Origin of the sequence: Planococcus glaciei, from assembly GCF_900099655.1 — a bacterium.
In the GTDB taxonomy this organism is placed as follows: domain Bacteria; phylum Bacillota; class Bacilli; order Bacillales_A; family Planococcaceae; genus Planococcus; species Planococcus glaciei.
The window spans coordinates 510,680-526,261 of sequence record NZ_FNDC01000001.1; the positions used below are offsets into that span (position 1 = coordinate 510,680).

17 protein-coding genes and 1 riboswitch are annotated in these 15,582 nt (G+C 48.6%); of the genes, 2 read left to right on the plus strand and 15 right to left on the minus strand.

The annotated features are described in order from the left end of the window. Positions 1–120: 120 nt before the first annotated feature. The 7 genes from BLQ32_RS02490 to BLQ32_RS02520 form a co-directional block, all read right to left on the minus strand. Positions 121–366: a hypothetical protein gene (locus BLQ32_RS02490; protein ID WP_074508961.1), complete on the minus strand. Its 246-nt coding sequence runs from the start codon at positions 364–366 to the stop codon at positions 121–123. 30 nt (positions 367–396) lie between these two features. Next, on the minus strand, positions 397–885 hold the full coding sequence (locus BLQ32_RS02495; protein ID WP_074508962.1) for a flavodoxin domain-containing protein: 489 nt from the start codon (positions 883–885) through the stop codon (positions 397–399). Next, complete coding sequence (locus tag BLQ32_RS02500) at positions 866–1,912, minus strand: ribonucleotide-diphosphate reductase subunit beta (protein ID WP_074508963.1); 1,047 nt, start codon at positions 1,910–1,912, stop codon at positions 866–868. The genes BLQ32_RS02495 and BLQ32_RS02500 overlap by 20 nt, the downstream gene beginning before the upstream one ends. Positions 1,913–1,924: 12 nt before the next feature. Continuing rightward, entirely contained in the window at positions 1,925–4,207 is a 2,283-nt protein-coding gene (locus tag BLQ32_RS02505) for a ribonucleoside-diphosphate reductase subunit alpha (protein WP_074508964.1), read from the minus strand. Between the two features lies 1 nt (position 4,208). After that, entirely contained in the window at positions 4,209–4,694 is a 486-nt protein-coding gene (locus tag BLQ32_RS02510; RefSeq protein WP_074508965.1) for an acyl-CoA thioesterase, read from the minus strand. A 156-nt stretch (positions 4,695–4,850) separates the two neighbouring features. Beyond that, a riboswitch (cobalamin riboswitch) is annotated at positions 4,851–5,028 on the minus strand. A 163-nt stretch (positions 5,029–5,191) separates the two neighbouring features. After that, positions 5,192–6,463 carry an Nramp family divalent metal transporter gene (locus BLQ32_RS02515; protein ID WP_074508966.1) on the minus strand — a complete coding sequence of 424 codons (1,272 nt, stop codon included), beginning with the start codon at positions 6,461–6,463 and terminating at the stop codon, positions 5,192–5,194. Between the two features lie 313 nt (positions 6,464–6,776). Further along, the gene (locus BLQ32_RS02520; RefSeq protein ID WP_053166584.1) at positions 6,777–7,601 is read right to left on the minus strand and encodes an undecaprenyl-diphosphate phosphatase; all 825 of its coding nucleotides are present in this window, start codon (positions 7,599–7,601) and stop codon (positions 6,777–6,779) included. A 386-nt stretch (positions 7,602–7,987) separates the two neighbouring features. Between BLQ32_RS02520 and BLQ32_RS02525 the strand changes: the two genes are divergently transcribed. Further along, positions 7,988–9,286, plus strand: a complete 1,299-nt coding sequence (locus tag BLQ32_RS02525; RefSeq protein WP_074508967.1) for an MFS transporter — start codon at positions 7,988–7,990, stop codon at positions 9,284–9,286. On the opposite strand, the gene BLQ32_RS02530 is transcribed toward BLQ32_RS02525, so the two are convergent. Genes BLQ32_RS02530 through BLQ32_RS02545 form a run of 3 tightly spaced genes read right to left on the minus strand, consistent with a single transcriptional unit; the run spans position 9,249 to position 12,065 of the window. Continuing rightward, complete coding sequence (locus BLQ32_RS02530; protein WP_074508968.1) at positions 9,249–10,154, minus strand: nucleotidyltransferase domain-containing protein; 906 nt, start codon at positions 10,152–10,154, stop codon at positions 9,249–9,251. The genes BLQ32_RS02525 and BLQ32_RS02530 overlap by 38 nt on opposite strands. After that, complete coding sequence (locus BLQ32_RS19780; RefSeq protein WP_175557060.1) at positions 10,141–11,292, minus strand: GNAT family N-acetyltransferase; 1,152 nt, start codon at positions 11,290–11,292, stop codon at positions 10,141–10,143. The genes BLQ32_RS02530 and BLQ32_RS19780 overlap by 14 nt, the downstream gene beginning before the upstream one ends. 32 nt (positions 11,293–11,324) lie before the next feature. After that, complete coding sequence (locus tag BLQ32_RS02545) at positions 11,325–12,065, minus strand: class I SAM-dependent methyltransferase (RefSeq protein ID WP_074508969.1); 741 nt, start codon at positions 12,063–12,065, stop codon at positions 11,325–11,327. A gap of 194 nt (positions 12,066–12,259) precedes the next feature. Here BLQ32_RS02545 and BLQ32_RS02550 point away from each other — a divergent pair, with 194 nt between their 5' ends. Further along, entirely contained in the window at positions 12,260–13,135 is an 876-nt protein-coding gene (locus BLQ32_RS02550; protein ID WP_074508970.1) for an alpha/beta fold hydrolase, read from the plus strand. A gap of 52 nt (positions 13,136–13,187) precedes the next feature. Here the strand turns inward: BLQ32_RS02550 and BLQ32_RS02555 are convergent, their stop codons facing one another. From BLQ32_RS02555 to BLQ32_RS02575, 5 genes are all read right to left on the minus strand, one after another. Next, on the minus strand, positions 13,188–13,664 hold the full coding sequence (locus BLQ32_RS02555; RefSeq protein WP_036811249.1) for a glutathione peroxidase: 477 nt from the start codon (positions 13,662–13,664) through the stop codon (positions 13,188–13,190). 32 nt (positions 13,665–13,696) lie between these two features. Further along, on the minus strand, positions 13,697–14,134 hold the full coding sequence (locus BLQ32_RS02560; RefSeq protein WP_074508971.1) for a MarR family winged helix-turn-helix transcriptional regulator: 438 nt from the start codon (positions 14,132–14,134) through the stop codon (positions 13,697–13,699). Positions 14,135–14,156: 22 nt separating this feature from the next. Then, positions 14,157–14,579 carry an organic hydroperoxide resistance protein gene (locus BLQ32_RS02565; protein ID WP_224074439.1) on the minus strand — a complete coding sequence of 141 codons (423 nt, stop codon included), beginning with the start codon at positions 14,577–14,579 and terminating at the stop codon, positions 14,157–14,159. Positions 14,580–14,714: 135 nt separating this feature from the next. After that, entirely contained in the window at positions 14,715–14,903 is a 189-nt protein-coding gene (locus BLQ32_RS20180; RefSeq protein ID WP_074508972.1) for a DUF3934 domain-containing protein, read from the minus strand. A 105-nt stretch (positions 14,904–15,008) separates the two neighbouring features. Next, a complete protein-coding gene (locus BLQ32_RS02575; RefSeq protein ID WP_074508973.1) occupies positions 15,009–15,578 on the minus strand; it encodes a GNAT family N-acetyltransferase in 570 nt (189 codons plus the stop codon). Positions 15,579–15,582 lie beyond the last annotated feature (4 nt).

Genomic DNA, 15,582 nt, shown 5'->3' on the forward strand with positions numbered 1-15,582 from the left:
TTCAGCGGGTCTTTTTTTGTTGCAGCGGGAGTAAATGCGTTGGAGCGCAGATAAATCTCCTAAAACGCAAAAACAGAGTGGCGCGTGGCCGCTCTGTTTGAAATTACTGTTCGTCATAAATTAATTATTTTCGTCTTCTTCATTCTCGTCGTTTTCATTTTCATCGGCTTCATTTTCGTCTGACTCATTTTCATTCTCATCGGCTTCGTTCTCGTTCGTCTCGTTTTCATTTTCTTCATTCTCGTTTTCGTTCACTTCAGATTCATTCTCATTTTCTGAATCGCCGCTGTTTACTCCGCAAGCTGCGAGCATGCTTAAGGATAAAAACGCAGCTGCACCGAGTTTCCACCAATTATTTACCGTCATCCAAGTTCCCCCTCAGTAATGGTCTTTCCCCTACTGATTATACCCGCAAATATACCGAGGAAACGCTGGCAGCCTTTTTGTGACGCTGGCAATCAATTTTTCACATCGTATGATATCTGCCTCTTGAGGCACCAGTTCGATTTTTAACGTCGCGGCCAGCTTCGTATGTACAAACAGCATATCCCGGAAGCGGTCGACAGCGCCGCAGAATTCGGCGAAAAAGCTGTCGCCGGTCCCGAAGACAGCCGTCACCAATCCGGTTCGGTCCAACCTCTCGAATGCCTCGAATAAGCCGTGCATTTCTTTCGGAATCTCGCCGCTGCCCCATGTATAGGTGCCGACCATAACTGCGTCGTAACGTGAGAGTTCAGCAAGCGGGAAGTCCGCTACTGGCCAAAGCTCCACTTCCAGCTCCTTGGAAAGGCCGATTTTCTGCAGTATCTCCGCCACCGCTTTCGTATTCCCAGTGACAGATGCATAGACGATGGCAATCCGCGGCTCATAGTTCGTCGAAGCCATTCGACTGCGACACTTTCGAATAGGTCCGGGATTTCTGTTCAAAAAAGTCCGATTTGGTTTCATTCATCATGTCATCGCCAAATACCTGGATCCACGGCATCGGGTTGCTTTGTTCTGCGTACAGATTGTCGAGACCGAGCTGGCGCAGGCGTTTGTTGGCCAAGTATTCGACATAGCCTTCGAACTCATCCAGATCAAGCCCCTGGATGTCCTTCAGAATGTGGTGCGCCCATTCTTTCTCCAACTGCACCGCTTTGTCTACAGCGTCATAGACGTATTGGATATTTTCTTCGGTATTCAGTTCCGGATTTTCCGTCAGCATGATGCGGATAAACTGGGAAATGAAATACGCGTGCTGCATTTCGTCGCGCTGGATGTAGCTGATCATCGTGCTCGTCTTGAGCATTTTTTGCTGGCGCGCCAAATGATAGAAAAAGGCGAAGCCGGCGTAGAAATAAATGCCTTCCAGGTTGATCGAATTGACGCTCAAGCGGAACAAGGTCTGCGGCGTTGGGTTCTGGCGGAACGCCTCGTAGGCATCCAGGATCAGGTCGTTACGCTTTCTTACGATTGAATCGCTTTTCGCCTGGTTGAAGCGCGCATTTTGCTCGCTGATCGACACCAGTGAACTCAGGATATACGAATACGACTCGTTGTGCACCGCTTCCTGTTGGGAAATGACCGCGAAAATCGCCTTGAAGCTCGAGTCGGTGACATAGTCCATCGCCTGGCTCATTGTCGGCGTCTGCAGGCTGTCGAGCGACGCCAGCTGCGTGTTGATGCGCAGAAATACGTCCCGTTCAACATCCGTCAAATGGTCCCATTGCTTGATGTCGTCCTGCATATTGATTTCCTGCGCTTTCCAGAAGTTCGACAAAAGCGTTTGGTACAAATCGTACATTTGCGGATAGGCGATATCGTTCCAGTTTAATAAACCGGACGATTCCCCGTTGATGATGCCGGTGGATTTATTCGGCTGCTCGGGATTGAGCAGCTTGATCTTTTGCAGTGGTGCGTGAATGGACATAGTGGTTCCTCCTTAGCTTTGGCATGCTTCGCATTCTTCGATTTCCGCCTGGGATGTGCTGCGGACGTAGTACGTCGTCTTCAAGCCCTGTTCCCATGCTTCAAAATGCAGCCCCAGTAATTCTTTCGCTTTGATCGTATGCGGCACATAGAAATTGAAGCTGATGGCCTGGTCAATATGGCGCTGGCGGGCCGCGTTCTGGCGGATGCTCCAGTTTTGGTCGAGTACGTGGCGTGCGCGGCGGTAATAATCATAAGTGTTGTGGTCAAGATCCGGCGCCGTCACTTTGAATTTGAAGTTTTTCTTTTCTTCCGCAAATTCCACTGCATAGAGCGGGTCGATGCCGTCCGTTGAGCCGCCGATTTTAGCCGTCGATGAGTTCGGTGCCACCGCCATCATCCAGCCGTTGCGGACGCCGTTTTCCGTAATGGCGCTTTGCAATTCGTTCCAGCGAACGCTTGTATAGCCTTTTCGGTCAAAATACTCGCCGGTCTCCCATTCGGAGCCAGCAAATTCGCGGTATGCGCCTTTTTCCTTGGCAAGTTCCATCGAAGAGAGAATGGTATAGTAGGCGATTTCTTCGTACAATTTATCAGCAAACGCCACGGCTTCCTCGGTTTCCCAGTGGATGCCTTCAAGCGCCAAAAGATGGTGCCATCCGAAAGTCCCTAAACCAACTGCTCTATATTTCTTATTTGTTGCATCGGCCTGACCGACGGAAATGGTATTCAAATCAATGACGTTATCCAGCATGCGCATCTGAATCGGCACTAGGCGTTCCAGTACTTCTGCTTTCACCGCACGCGGCAAGTTGATCGATGACAAGTTGCAGACGACAAAATCGCCCGGCTTGCGGATCATCACAAGGTTGCCGTCTTCGTCCGTATATTCTTTTGTGATGGTTGTAGCTGACATATTTTGGGTTATTTCTGTACACAAATTACTACAGTAAATCGATGTAAGCCCCTTGCCGCGCAAGTGCTTGTTCGGGTTCTGGCGGTTGACTTCGTCGCGGTAGAACATATACGGCGTGCCGGTCTCAAGCTGCGACACCATGATGCGCGCCATAATGTCCATCGCCCGGTAGGTTTTCCGCGGCAATAACGGATTGCTGACCGCTTCTTCGTATTTCTCTTTGAAGTGCTTGACGTCCGTTTCATCGTAAAAGTCTTCCAGGCCAAGTGCAGTTCCCGCGCTGTCTTTCCAGCCCATGATGGTCTTCACTTGGTGCGGGCAGAACGTATGCCATTCGCCGGTGCTGCGGCCGTTTTCATCGGTTTCCTTCAGCTTTTCCATGAATAGGTCTGGAATCGCCACGCCGGTGAAAATGTCGTGTGCTTTCCGGCGCTCGTCGCCGTTGTTCGTCTTCAAATCCAGGAAGCCGTTCATGATGTCTTTATGGAACACGTCCAGGTAAATCGCGACTGCGCCTTGGCGCTGGCCGAGCTGGTCGACGCTGACCGCCGTGTCGTTGACAAGGCGGATCCACGGAATGACGCCGGACGAATTGCCTTTGAATTTTTTGATGTCAGATCCCAAAGCGCGCACTTTGCCGTAATAGACGCCGATGCCGCCGCCGTCTTTGCTGAGGCGTGCAATGTCCCAGTTGTTCAAGTAAATGCCGTCAAGCGAATCGTCCACCGTATCGATAAAGCAGGAAGACAGCTGGCCAAAGCTCTTTCCTGCGTTCGACAGCGTCGGTGTTGCCACGGTCATATACAGATTGCTCATCGCCCAGTAAGCTTCCTTCACCAAGTCCATGCGCTTTTCCTTCGGTTCGTTTTGCATCAGCGTCATCGCGATGACAAGGAAACGCTCCTGCGGCAATTCGTGGACATTTCCTTCGTAATCCTTCGCCAAATAGCGGTCTGCCAGTAAAAACAAGCCGATGTAATTGAACAAAAGATCGCGATCTTCCTGGATTTCATTGCCCAGAGCCCCGATTTCCTCTTTTGAATAGCTCTTCAGCAAGTCACCGGAATAGATGCCGATGCTGCTCAGTTTTTCCACCAGTTCATAAAAATCGCCGTATTTGGATTCTGCCTGGTAGCCCCGACTATTCGCCGCGCCTTTGTACAAATCATTCAAATAAAGTTCCGCGGCAACGAATGTCCAATCCGGTTCCGCCATGGAAATGCGGTTGAGCGCATAAATCAAAGACTGCTCGCCTTTTGCCTGCGTTTCGAGTTCTGCTACTTTTTCGAGCAGCGGTGCGGCGTCGAGTTTGTAGACATCTCTCGCCCGCAGGATTGCTTTTGTCACGGCATCCGTTTCTGTGTAGATAAATGTATTCATATTAAACCAGCTCCTTTGCGTATTCGTTGATTTTCATGCGGCGCTGCTTGCGCTCCTGTGCACTTTTGAACAGCTTTTTCTCGTGTTCTGTTTCCGGCACCACTCCCGGCACCGGCGTCGGCTTTCCTGCTTCATCGACGGCGACCATCGTCAAAATGGCGGTGGTCGTCAAGGTTTTCTCCCCCGACTCGATGCTTTGGCATTCCGCTTTCACGTACACTTCCATCGATGTGCGCCCCGTGGATATGACGACGCCTTCCAGGAGCAGGACATTGCCGACCCGTGCGGACGACAGAAAGTTCACCGTGTCGATCGACGCGGTCACCACAGCTTTGCCGCTGTGTTTCATCGCCGTAACGGCGGCGATTTCATCGATATAGGCGAGCACGGCACCGCCAAAAATGGTCCCCATGTGGTTCGTGTCCGGCGGCAGCACCAATTTGGTCTGAATGGTCCGCGAACGGCCTGCTGTAATTTGCTCTGTCATCGCTATTCCCCCAGTCGGTATTTGGGCATATAAAAAACCCATCTTCTCAAGCGAGAGGATGGGTCGGATAAACGTAAATAATCAGGCGGAAACCGGCAAAAAGCCGCTGCACCGCGCAGAGTACCTTCGTTATACCTCCCAGCTCCCGGAGAAGGTCATTAACTTATAACGATGGCAGGTCTCCTGGCTCGTGCGTCTTCCTACACTATGTCCTTCCCGTCCGTTGGACAGTGGATTGCCATAGTTCGTCAGCACTTACAGTTGCGGGTACAGCTCCGGTTTTCAGCGGATTCCCTATTAAGCCTTTTCAGGCACCATTGTTATTGGTTTTACTATATATAGTGTTGTTTTTTATACAATTTACTAAATACTGTATCTATAAACTATAAACCAGATCTTTTTCTTTTACAAGCCAAGAATGCAGTCCAAAAATACAAAAGCCCGCAAGCATCGGCTTGCGGACTTCGCCGTTCTAAAGGTGCAGCTGCTGATGGCCGTTAAAGCAATTTCATCAGCTCAACGGCTCCGAGATAAACAAAAACGACGACACATGCAGTTAAAACGGTATTTGTGATCCATCCGTTCCGGAATTCCCGGTCCACCCGTTTGGAATTGAGCAAAAGCATTAGGCTGATAGCCAGAAACGGCATGAACAGCGCACCGAGCGCTCCGTATAAAATAACGAGCAGGACTGGCTGGCCGAAAAACAGCAGCAGCATGGGCGGGAATGTCAGCCAAAGCAGATACGCACGGTACGCAAAGTCTTTTTTCGAAACTTTTCTATCGGAATGCGCCCCTTTTTTTCGCACCATCCGGACAAAATCCGCAAACAGATACGGCACTCCGTTCCAAACACCCAATAACGAAGAAAAAGCGGCTGACCAGGCGCCGATTAAAAACAGCCAGCGGGCAAAAGAACCAAATTCATCGCTGTACAGATTCGAGAGCGACACCAGCCCTTCCTCGCCGTTGATTTCAATGCCGGTGCCGAATAAGAATTCCGCTCCGACGACCAAAAGCGATAAGGTGAAAATTGCTGTAATGATGTAGCCCGTAGCAGAGTCCATGCGCATCATCGGGATCCAGGATTTGCCCTCCCAATTTTTTTCGCGGATCCAGTAGCCGTAGGACGCCATCGTAATTGTTCCTCCCACACCGCCGAGCAGGCCTAAAACCAGCAGCAGCGAACTTCCGCCGGTCCGTGGGACAAAGCCGCTTACAATGTTGCCGATATCCGGCAGAAGGATCACTGCAGAACCCACCACCGTAATAAACATGAGGCCCACCATGAAAGTCATTACTTTTTCAAAGAGTTGATAATGCCCGAGCATCACCAAAGCCAGCCCCGCCAATCCGTGTATCACCGCCCATGCCCAGAGCGGCATAATCGGGAACATGGTGACCATCATGATGGCGCTTGTCGACATGGCGGCGGCTCCGTAACTGAATCCCCAAATGATGGAGTAGATGCCGAAATAGCCGGTCGCCCATTTTCCGAGTGAATGCCAGCCTTCCAAAATCGACTGTCCTGTGGCAAGCTGCCATCGCCCCATTCCTTCGGTAAAGTAAAACTTGAACAACGACCCGAGCAGAATCGCCCATCCGAGCGTCATGCCAAAAGCCGCGCCGGCCACAAGAGCCGCAATCAAATCGCCGGTCCCGACGCCGGTTGCCGCGGTTACAAATCCCGGTCCGACTAATTTGGCTTTTCCAGTAAACGTTTTTGGCGGAGCAGGTACTGAGTTTTCAGTGCGAGAAACTGTAGACATGCAATAACCTCCCTGTACGTTTTTTATTGCACCAAAAATAGGCCCGTTTTGTGATGAGCTTCAGGATGTAGGGACGCATTGATTTTTCTAAAAGCTTTTTTCATTGCTGCTCGTTTCTTCAACTGCTGTTTACATAAATTATAAAACAAGTGAATCTAAAATTGATAGAATTTTCAATAAAAAGATATTCCCGTTAAAGGAAGCAGCCAAAACAGCTAACTAGTTCCTCTTTTATTTTTCACATAAAAACCCCGATCTTCTCTTGGAGAAAATCGGGGTTCCGGAACAGCAGATGGCTGCAGTGCATCGGCATTTACAGATAAACGATATAAATCAATGCCGCAAGGACGATTCGGTAAATCGCAAAAGGCACCAATTTGATTTTGTCGATCAATTTCAAGAAGAACTTGACGACGACGAGCGCCACGACAAAGGCACTGATGAAACCGACGATAAAGAACGGAAGGGCATCCATCGTGAAGTACTCCCAGTTTTTCAACAGTGACAGGCCGCTGGCACCCAGCATGATCGGCACCGCCATGATGAACGTGAAGTCAGCCGCCGAGTGGTGGCTCATTCTCAGCAAAACCCCGCCGGCAATTGTTGAACCGGAACGCGAGAATCCTGGCCAGAGGCCGAGACACTGGAACAGCCCCATTCCGAATGCCTGCTTGTAGGTCATCTGGTCAACTGTGTCGATATGCGGTTTTTTCTTGGTGACGTAGTCGGCGATCAGCATCAGAATCGCTCCAAGAACAAGGCCGATGATGACCGTTTCTACAGAAAACAAATATTCATCTATGTAATCTTCGAACAACAAGCCGAGAACTCCGGCCGGGATCAATCCGACAATTACTTTTGTTAAGCTGAGCCGCTGCTTTTTGCCAGCTGTCTCTTTTCGGTTCAACCCGAGCAAATCTTTGAAACGGTCTTTGAAAACGATGACGACAGCGAGGATAGACCCCAGCTGAATGACGACTTTGAATGTGTTCGCGACCGGCTCTGTGTAAAGTTCTTTTGAATTCAGCCAAATATCATCCACGATGATCATGTGGCCTGTCGACGAGACCGGCGCGAATTCCGTCAAGCCTTCAACAATTCCCAATATCATTGCCACAAATAATTCCCATAACTGCATGTTCTTTTTCTCCTTTAACCTCAAATAATTATTGTTCTTTATAAATTAAACCAAATAAGCAGTAAAAACGACCAATCTGAATGAAAAAACTTTCCAAACTTTTTTTGCCTAATGCTTAAATTTTTTACCAGTTTAATCATACACTTTTTTCGGCCATTTACACAGCTTATTAAAAAAAGAGGAAAGACTAAAAAGATTTTAAAAGCTGTCTGTTAACTGTTATATGAAAATACCAACTTTCTGAATCCTTTTATTTTTTCTCATCGAATACTTTCTTCTTTCATTAAATCTAAATCGTGCTATGATATTAAATTGTGATTTTAAAATAATTATTTGATAAAAAGTTTACATAGCTTAGTTAATCTTATAAAAAATGGAGATGCACGATGAAACACCAGACAGGTTATTCTTTCCACTACGGCTGGGTAATCATTGCCTTAGCGGCTTTATCCCAGTTTTTCTCTGGCCCCGGACAAACTTATTCCAATGCGATTTTTATCGATTATTATATAGACGAATTCGGCTGGAGCCGTTCAACGGTTTCCGCTATCTATTCCAGCGCCACTTTGGCAGCAGGCTTTCTGCTGTTCTTTATCGGGCGGCTCATTGACCGCAACGGTTCAAGAAAGATGGCCGTCATTGTCTCTTTTGCCCTGGCAATCGCTTGTTTTTTCAACAGCTTCGTCACGAGCCTCGCCATGCTGTTTATCGGTTTCTTTTTTATCCGGCTGCTTGGCCAAGGCTCGATGGGCCTGATTTCAAGTTCATTGATTCCGCAATGGTTTGTTAAAAAAAGAGGGCGCGCCATCAGCATCGCTGCCATCGGCGGGCTAGTCAGTTCGGCCGCTTTCCCGCTGATGAACGTCTGGCTCATCGATGCTTTCGGCTGGCGGGCTTCCTGGCTTATCCTTGGCGCCATTGTCGTTGTCTGCTTTACCCCGCTTGCTTTTTTCCTGATCCAAAACTCTCCTGAAGACATGGGCTTGCTTCCGGATAACGGCAGTGCCGCAAAAGAAGGCACAAGCAATCCCGCAATGAAAGAAGTTAGCTGGACCGTTAAAGAAGCAGCGGCTACCCGGTCATTTTGGCTGCTGCTGGTCTGTGCCATCATTCCCGGCATCGTCAATACCGGCCTGACGTTCCATTTGCTGTCGATTTTCTCAGAGAAATCACTGTCCCGTGAAGCGGCTGCCAGTGTATTGAGCTTAACCGCACTGATCGGCCTTCCGGTGACGTTTCTTGCGGGAATCGTTCTCGAGAAAGTAAAAGTGCAATACATGCTCGCTCTTGTTTTTGCCGGCGAAATCGCTTCGTTGCTTTTATTGCAAAACGCTTCCAGCTTTTCCGTCGCAATCCTGTTCGGGATAGTTTGGGGCGTCAGCATGGGCATCGAGCGGATCGTCATGGCTGTGGTCTGGCCCAACTATTTCGGCCGCAAGCATATCGGCAGCATCAGCGGCATTTCTATGGCCATGATTGTTACCGGATCGGCTCTTGGACCATTGCCGCTCGGCATCGCGTTCGACCATTTCCATGGCTACGCTGAAATCTTGTGGGGCATCATGCTGTTTCCGGCAATCGGGATTCTGGCCGCATTGGCAGCCCATCCTCCGGTAAAGAAAAATGTGCAGCAAGAAGAACCATCCGCTATTGCGAATCCCCCGGCGCCTTTACTCCAAGAGTAAAGGCGTTTTTGTATGACTGCGGAATCGGCTGTTCCAGCCCATAGCGGACAAAAGCGGTATCCACCTGCGGATACAGGCGCTCTGCGAGTGCTACCGTTTCTTCCAATATCGCTTTTAATTGCTTCACAGCAGAAAGCGGCGGTTCCACATATAGTTGACGCAGCCGGAAATCGATTTGTTCCGGCACCACCGGCAATTCGGCAAGGCGTTTGTAGAACCATTTGTAAGTCGGAAAATAAGACCGGTTCATCGCAAGAAGGACAACGAACAAGCCGTCCAGAATGGAGTTTAAAATGCTGTAGAATGCCGTCGGATTGTCCCGCCTCGCTGCATACAACAACTGCCGAAGATGAAAATGCGGCAGAAATCTTTTGAGAAATTCCACCGCCAGTCCATCGGGATATTGTTCAACACACTCTTTGATCTGTTCTAGATAATCCACTCCATAGAGTGGAATGGCAAACCGTATCGTATCCAGCACATTGCCGGCATCGAGATCCGTGCTGAAACCGTTCAGCACCTTGTCTGCAGCCGCCTCTTCCTGTTCCATGGTTCTATGCCACACATCGACAGGAAACCCGTCAATCAGATAGGCGCTGTCATAGCCCACATCCATTTTTGGATACCGGCGCTCTGCATTCAAACAGTTGAAAACTGCAAGCCGGGTTTCGGCATCAGGCTGATGATTCCAGTAAACAAGCAATTCCAAATCCGAATAGGCATCGGCGTATCCTCTCGCTACCGAACCGCCGGCAGCAACCGCATGCACTCCGCTGAAATCCGACAGTTGTTTGCTTAAATTTTGCGCCAGCTCCAGCCGCCATTTTCCATGCTGATTCATTCTTGGCAGTTTATTAGAATTTCTCATGATCCGCTTTTTTCCTTTCGCACCGGAAGCGTTCGACGCCCGGGTACTTCTCTCCAAGGCTGATCGCTGTAAAGCCTGCTTTCCGGTAGAATCCCACGGCTTCACGGTCCGTCTCCACTACTATGATGTAAGGGGAGTGTTCCGCTTGAATCCACTCAATCATTCGGCCGCCGATCCCCTGTCCTCTCGCTTCAGGAGATACGGCAATGTGTCTGATTTCCAGCTGACCCTCTTCCAAATGAACACCGATACATCCGATAATACCTTCTTGAATTTTAAATCCGTACAGCCGGTGATTGGCGGCCGCCATATATCCCTCATATGCCTTCTCTGCCTGGGCGGACGACGCGGCGTAGCCCAGCAGGCTCTTTATTTCCCGGGAAATAAAAGGGGAAATAAGTTCTTCCACTGTTAATGGACTTTGCTGCAAGCCGTTGAGCCATTCTATAAAAGCAGCGGCCATTTCATCCGTAAACTGATGGCCGACACCGTCGTATAAAATCATCTTTGTATGTTGGGGTCCGTACTTTTTAACTCGGCACTCATAATAAGCCATCTGCCCTTCGACTGGAATGACTGGATCCTCTTTTCCGTGAAGCAGCAGCAAAGGTGCCGGACACCGCGCCGACTTTGCCGGGTCGTATTTTTTCCATTGCTGCTCTTCTTCGGGTGATAAAGCCAGCCGCTGATCCCTTTTTCTCAAAAGCTGTTCTGTCAGGAGAAACGCTCCTGAACCATTGATGCTTGCCACTCCGCCCAATTGGTTTTGCTGCGCCCCGATGCCCGCCGCGATAAAGCCGCCCATAGAACTGCCGGCCACAATCAATTGGCTCGCCGGAATTTCGAGTGCTCTCAGAAATTCGTCGAATTCATCGATGCTTTCAAAAATCGTTTTCCAAAAATATTCTTGCAAAATTGTTGGATAGAAAGGATTGGCCAACGGATTTCGCGAGTCATGATAAGGAAGCTCAGGCAAAACGACAGTATACCCTTCCCCGGCCAAAGTTTCGGCAAATTCCAAGTAGCTTTCAGCAGTCGTCCCCCAGCCGTGGTAGAAAATGACCGTCAATCTTGCATTTTTTCCATTCGCCGGTTCGACTGTATGATAGGGAAATCGCCCTTTTGTGATTGTCTTCATCAAACTTCTCCTTTTTTCTTTACCGGTTCCCACTACCGTTTTGCTATTAGCAGAAACCGCTTTGAATTGGTGCGGATGCCTTGTTCTTGTCTGTTCTCTTCAATAAATCCATTCAGCACTGCTAAATCATCCGGCTTCTCGCCGAAATCCGGAATAATCGGCGTATGGGTCAACAGGAAAATCAAGTCTTCCGGTGTTTCGTAGTATTCATCCGCATCGTACTCAAACGCCTCTACTTTTGAAAAGCCCGCTGCCTTCAGTTTTTGTATGTAGGCCTCTTTCAAGGATCCGTCCTTTTCCCCAAAGCTCTGGCCACGGCCGAATGCCTTCTTCAAATTCAGCTTGTCGCCTTCACTGACTTGCTGCGTCAAAAAACAGCCTCCCTTTTTCAAGACCTTGGCAAGCTCTAAAGCGTCAAATGAACAATGCCGGCTTGATGCCAAGTCGAAAAAGCCTTCCGGAAATCTCAGGTGTTCTGCTGGCAGCTCGAAAAACCGGACATTCGAAACCTGTGAGTTTGCCAGATTGGTGCGGGCAGTATTGATCATTTCTTTGGAATTGTCGATTCCGACAATTAGAGAATAAGAGTCGGCGATTTCCAGCACTTTTTCCCCTCCGCCTGTACCGATGTCCAGTAGAATATCGGAAGGTTTTGCCCTGTTTGCCACTTCTCTGTAAAAATCCCAACCTGTCCCTTCTACAATGCAGCGGACCGAGCTGAAATCCCAGCCGTTCGTTTTGCCGACTTTGTCGTAAAATTCCTGTTCCGTCATGCGAATCCGCCTTCCCTTATCTTCACCTGTGTATTAAATTCTTTTCAGTCTTTTTTGCTTCTCCTTGGTTTCACTCATCTTTATCTTTTCTTCTTTTTGAGGCGAAAACCCTTTTTATTTTCGAAGGCAGGATTGGCTGCAAAAAGCGCGAAATTAAAGAAGAAGAAACGGTGGTGGAGATGGAGGACAATAAAATGGCAAACATGAAACTGCAGGTTGAAGGGAAAGAAGTGAGCTACCTGCATTACGGCGATAACAGCAAGCCGCTCCTGGTCTGTTTCCACGGACTGGCGGGCAGTGGCTTGTACAGTTTCGGCAAATTGATTCCGCGGTTGGAAGAACGGTACCAGCTCCTTGTACTGGACAGTCCCGGACACGGAAAATCAGCAGCTCTTGACCGGGAAGAAGATTATCTCTTTTCAAACCTGGCCCTTTGGTTCAAGCGGGTTTTGGATCAGCTAACAGAGAAGCCGTTTTTTGTCATGGGGCATTCCTGGGGGGCGGACCTTGCTTTGCATTTTGCCCGGCATTATCCGGACCAGGTGCTCGGAGTCGTCTTGCTGGACGGCGGCTTTACGTTTCCGCAGAACCAGCCCGAAATGACATTCGATTATGCGCTTTCCGGCTGGAACGATTATATGGATAACCGGACATGGTTCCGAAATTGGCCCGCTGTTGCAACAGAATACAGGCCATACGCCAAAAAATGGGACAGCGATATAGAAACATCTATTCAAACGATTTTTCACCGGAATGAAAAAGATGAATTTGAATTGCGGGTGTCTAAATTTACGGTGCTGTCAATCATCCGTGCGTTTTTCCAGGAGCCCTTTACCAGCGTATATCCTTTTATCCAGGCACCTTTGCTGCTGATTTATCCGGATTCACCGAAAGAGCTGGAGGATGCCCAGGCTTTGGGGATTGCACAGCTGCAGGAAGCCATAGAAGATGTAAGCATCCGGAGAATTGAACATGCAGGCCACATGCTGCAATGGGATGAACCGGACGAAACGGCGGATGCCGTTTCAACTTGGCTGGACAAAAAATGCCATTCTGCCAGCACTTCATAAAAAACACCCCGGAGCATCGATTGCTCCGGGGCGTTAATGGGCTGTTCCCTATTTATTTCGCCAATACTTTTTGGATTTCTTTCTCGAATGATTCGGGTTTGTCCTTTGGCGAATAACGGCCGACGATGTTGCCTTCTCCATCGATGAGGAATTTTGTGAAGTTCCATTTAATGCTGCTGCCAAGGAGCCCTTTGGTGTTGTCGGTTAAGTATTTAAACAGCGGATGCGCTTCTTTGCCGTTGACTTTGATGATGTCGTGCATCGGGAACGTGACGCCGTAGCTCATCCGGCATGCCTCTTCCGCTTCTTTTGCATTTGCCAGTTCCTGTGCAAACTGATCAGATGGAAAACCAAGAACTACAAGGCCTTGGTCTTTATATGTTTTGTACAAATTTTCAAGGCTATCGAATTGATCGCTGAGTCCGCATTTGGTCGCCGTGTTGACAATCAGCATCGCTTTGCCCTGGTATTCGCTCATGGGGTAGGTTTTTCCGTTTGCATCCGTTACCGTTAAATCATAAATTCCCATTGCACATCACTCCTTTTCTTGGCTTTGCCATTCTACAAATCCATTTCGCTGAAAAAAGCGTTCAGTTCTTTCAGGTTTTTCATCAGCGTGATGGCGTTGACGTCTATAAAATTGCAATCGATCAGTTTTTCTGCGACCGCCTGTTCAATCGGCTGATGCTCCCTCTTCGCTTTTTCTGTCAGCGAAATGATGAAAGCACGCTTGTCGCCAGGCGATTGTTCTTTGACAAGCCGTCCGCGTTCCATCATCCGGTTGATGATTGGATTGAGCGTTCCAGTCCCGAGCCCAAGCCTTTCTCCGATGTCTTTCATCAATAAATGATCTTCTTCCCATAACACAAGCAGCACCAGGTACTGTGTGAAGGTCAGATTGAACGGTTCGAGCACCCGTGCATACATCTTTGTGAAATTGCTTGATGCTTTATAAACTTCAAAACATAATTGCTGATCCAGTTTCGACAGCTGATCCATTTCAACCACATCCATTATCTATTTAGATAACGACAATTTCTACATCAATGGAATTTTTGACTGCTTTGGAGTACGGGCAGTAGTTATGCGCTTTTTCCACGTATTTGTGTTTCAGCTCATCGTCAATGCCGGTAATTGTTACTTCCAGTTTGGCCGCTAATTTAACGCCGCCATTTTCTTTGTCGCCGATGAGAGAAATTGTCGCTTTGACTTCGCTTTTTTCCACTTTCACTTTATCATGTTCCAATACCAATTCCAATGCGCTGTTAAAGCAAGAACTATAGCCTGCTGCAAATAGTTGCTCCGGATTGGTCGCTGTTGTCGCTTCGCCGCCAAGTGCCTGTGGTTTTGCTACGTCCATGTAGAAGATATTGTCTTCTGAAAAAACTTCCCCTTGTCTGCCGCCTGTATTAATAACTGTAGTTTCGTAAAGTGCTTTCATCATTCATTCCTCCAATATGTTTGTATCGTACACGATTTACATTAAACTAAATCGTGTACGATGTAAATTAATCTGCTTGAACCTCCGTTTTATTTTTTTGCACAAAAAAAGCTGCCTCTCTCGGCAGCTTGTCTTCCATCAATCTACGTCAACCCAGCCTGATCCTTCATCTTTCGGCTGGCTGTTCTTTAGATCGTTCGCTTTTTTGTTTTTGCTCGTATATGGCTTGGCATTTTTCGCTTTCTTAGCGCCTGTTTGCCAGCGCGTCCAGCCTTTTTTGCCGGTTCCCCGTCCAATTCCGCTTTTTGCTTTATCTTTTTTAGGCATGTTATCACTCCCGTACTGTTGCCCTGTTATAGCGCGATGACATAAAGCTTATCACATCTGGCAGTAAGAGTGAACTTTTTTCTCCGGATGGAGGATGGGTGGGTTTTATTCGCCCAGACAGGAAGAAGCCGATCTGCTTTGCCATTCCTGTTCCAGCACTCCATAAATCAGCGAATCCCGCCAGCCGTCTTTCATGCGCAGATTTTCCCGGAGCGTCCCTTCCCACATCATGCCCGTTTTTTGCAGCACTTTTTTTGATCCGGCATTTGCCGGATCGCATGTGGCAAAAATCCGGTGGAGGCCCTGTTTGCTGAATCCGTAGCCAATCAGCAATTCCGCCACTTCTGTCGCAATTCCTTTTCCCCAGTAATCCGGATGGAGGATATAGCCGATTTCCCCGACACGGTTCGCCGCATCCTGAAGAAACAGTTCCCCTGCACCGATCAGCTGGCCGTTTTCTTTCCAAACTATTGCATAAGCAAACTGAGTCCTGTCGGCTTTCGCCGCGTGTTCCAGCAATTGCTCGACATAAGTCCGACTTTCTTCTTCTGTATTGGGCCCCCACGGCTGATAGCGGCTGACGGCTTCGAGTGCAGCGTACCGATGGACAGCCGGCCAATCCCCTTTTTCAAATTCCCTTAGGTAAAACCGGTGTGTTGAAAGCTCCTCTTCCATCCCC

What these genes read in the sequence shown, in the direction of transcription:
- BLQ32_RS02490 (WP_074508961.1), bottom strand. Translation starts at nt 366, where the DNA reads ATGACGGTAAATAATTGGTGGAAACTCGGTGCAGCTGCGTTTTTATCC.
- BLQ32_RS02495 (WP_074508962.1), bottom strand. Translation starts at nt 885, where the DNA reads ATGGCTTCGACGAACTATGAGCCGCGGATTGCCATCGTCTATGCATCT.
- BLQ32_RS02500 (WP_074508963.1), bottom strand. Translation starts at nt 1,912, where the DNA reads ATGTCCATTCACGCACCACTGCAAAAGATCAAGCTGCTCAATCCCGAG.
- BLQ32_RS02505 (WP_074508964.1), bottom strand. Translation starts at nt 4,207, where the DNA reads ATGAATACATTTATCTACACAGAAACGGATGCCGTGACAAAAGCAATC.
- BLQ32_RS02510 (WP_074508965.1), bottom strand. Translation starts at nt 4,694, where the DNA reads ATGACAGAGCAAATTACAGCAGGCCGTTCGCGGACCATTCAGACCAAA.
- BLQ32_RS02515 (WP_074508966.1), bottom strand. Translation starts at nt 6,463, where the DNA reads ATGTCTACAGTTTCTCGCACTGAAAACTCAGTACCTGCTCCGCCAAAA.
- BLQ32_RS02520 (WP_053166584.1), bottom strand. Translation starts at nt 7,601, where the DNA reads ATGCAGTTATGGGAATTATTTGTGGCAATGATATTGGGAATTGTTGAA.
- BLQ32_RS02525 (WP_074508967.1), top strand. Translation starts at nt 7,988, where the DNA reads ATGAAACACCAGACAGGTTATTCTTTCCACTACGGCTGGGTAATCATT.
- BLQ32_RS02530 (WP_074508968.1), bottom strand. Translation starts at nt 10,154, where the DNA reads ATGAGAAATTCTAATAAACTGCCAAGAATGAATCAGCATGGAAAATGG.
- BLQ32_RS19780 (WP_175557060.1), bottom strand. Translation starts at nt 11,292, where the DNA reads ATGAAGACAATCACAAAAGGGCGATTTCCCTATCATACAGTCGAACCG.
- BLQ32_RS02545 (WP_074508969.1), bottom strand. Translation starts at nt 12,065, where the DNA reads ATGACGGAACAGGAATTTTACGACAAAGTCGGCAAAACGAACGGCTGG.
- BLQ32_RS02550 (WP_074508970.1), top strand. Translation starts at nt 12,260, where the DNA reads ATGGCAAACATGAAACTGCAGGTTGAAGGGAAAGAAGTGAGCTACCTG.
- BLQ32_RS02555 (WP_036811249.1), bottom strand. Translation starts at nt 13,664, where the DNA reads ATGGGAATTTATGATTTAACGGTAACGGATGCAAACGGAAAAACCTAC.
- BLQ32_RS02560 (WP_074508971.1), bottom strand. Translation starts at nt 14,134, where the DNA reads ATGGATCAGCTGTCGAAACTGGATCAGCAATTATGTTTTGAAGTTTAT.
- BLQ32_RS02565 (WP_224074439.1), bottom strand. Translation starts at nt 14,579, where the DNA reads ATGATGAAAGCACTTTACGAAACTACAGTTATTAATACAGGCGGCAGA.
- BLQ32_RS20180 (WP_074508972.1), bottom strand. Translation starts at nt 14,903, where the DNA reads ATGCCTAAAAAAGATAAAGCAAAAAGCGGAATTGGACGGGGAACCGGC.
- BLQ32_RS02575 (WP_074508973.1), bottom strand. Translation starts at nt 15,578, where the DNA reads ATGGAAGAGGAGCTTTCAACACACCGGTTTTACCTAAGGGAATTTGAA.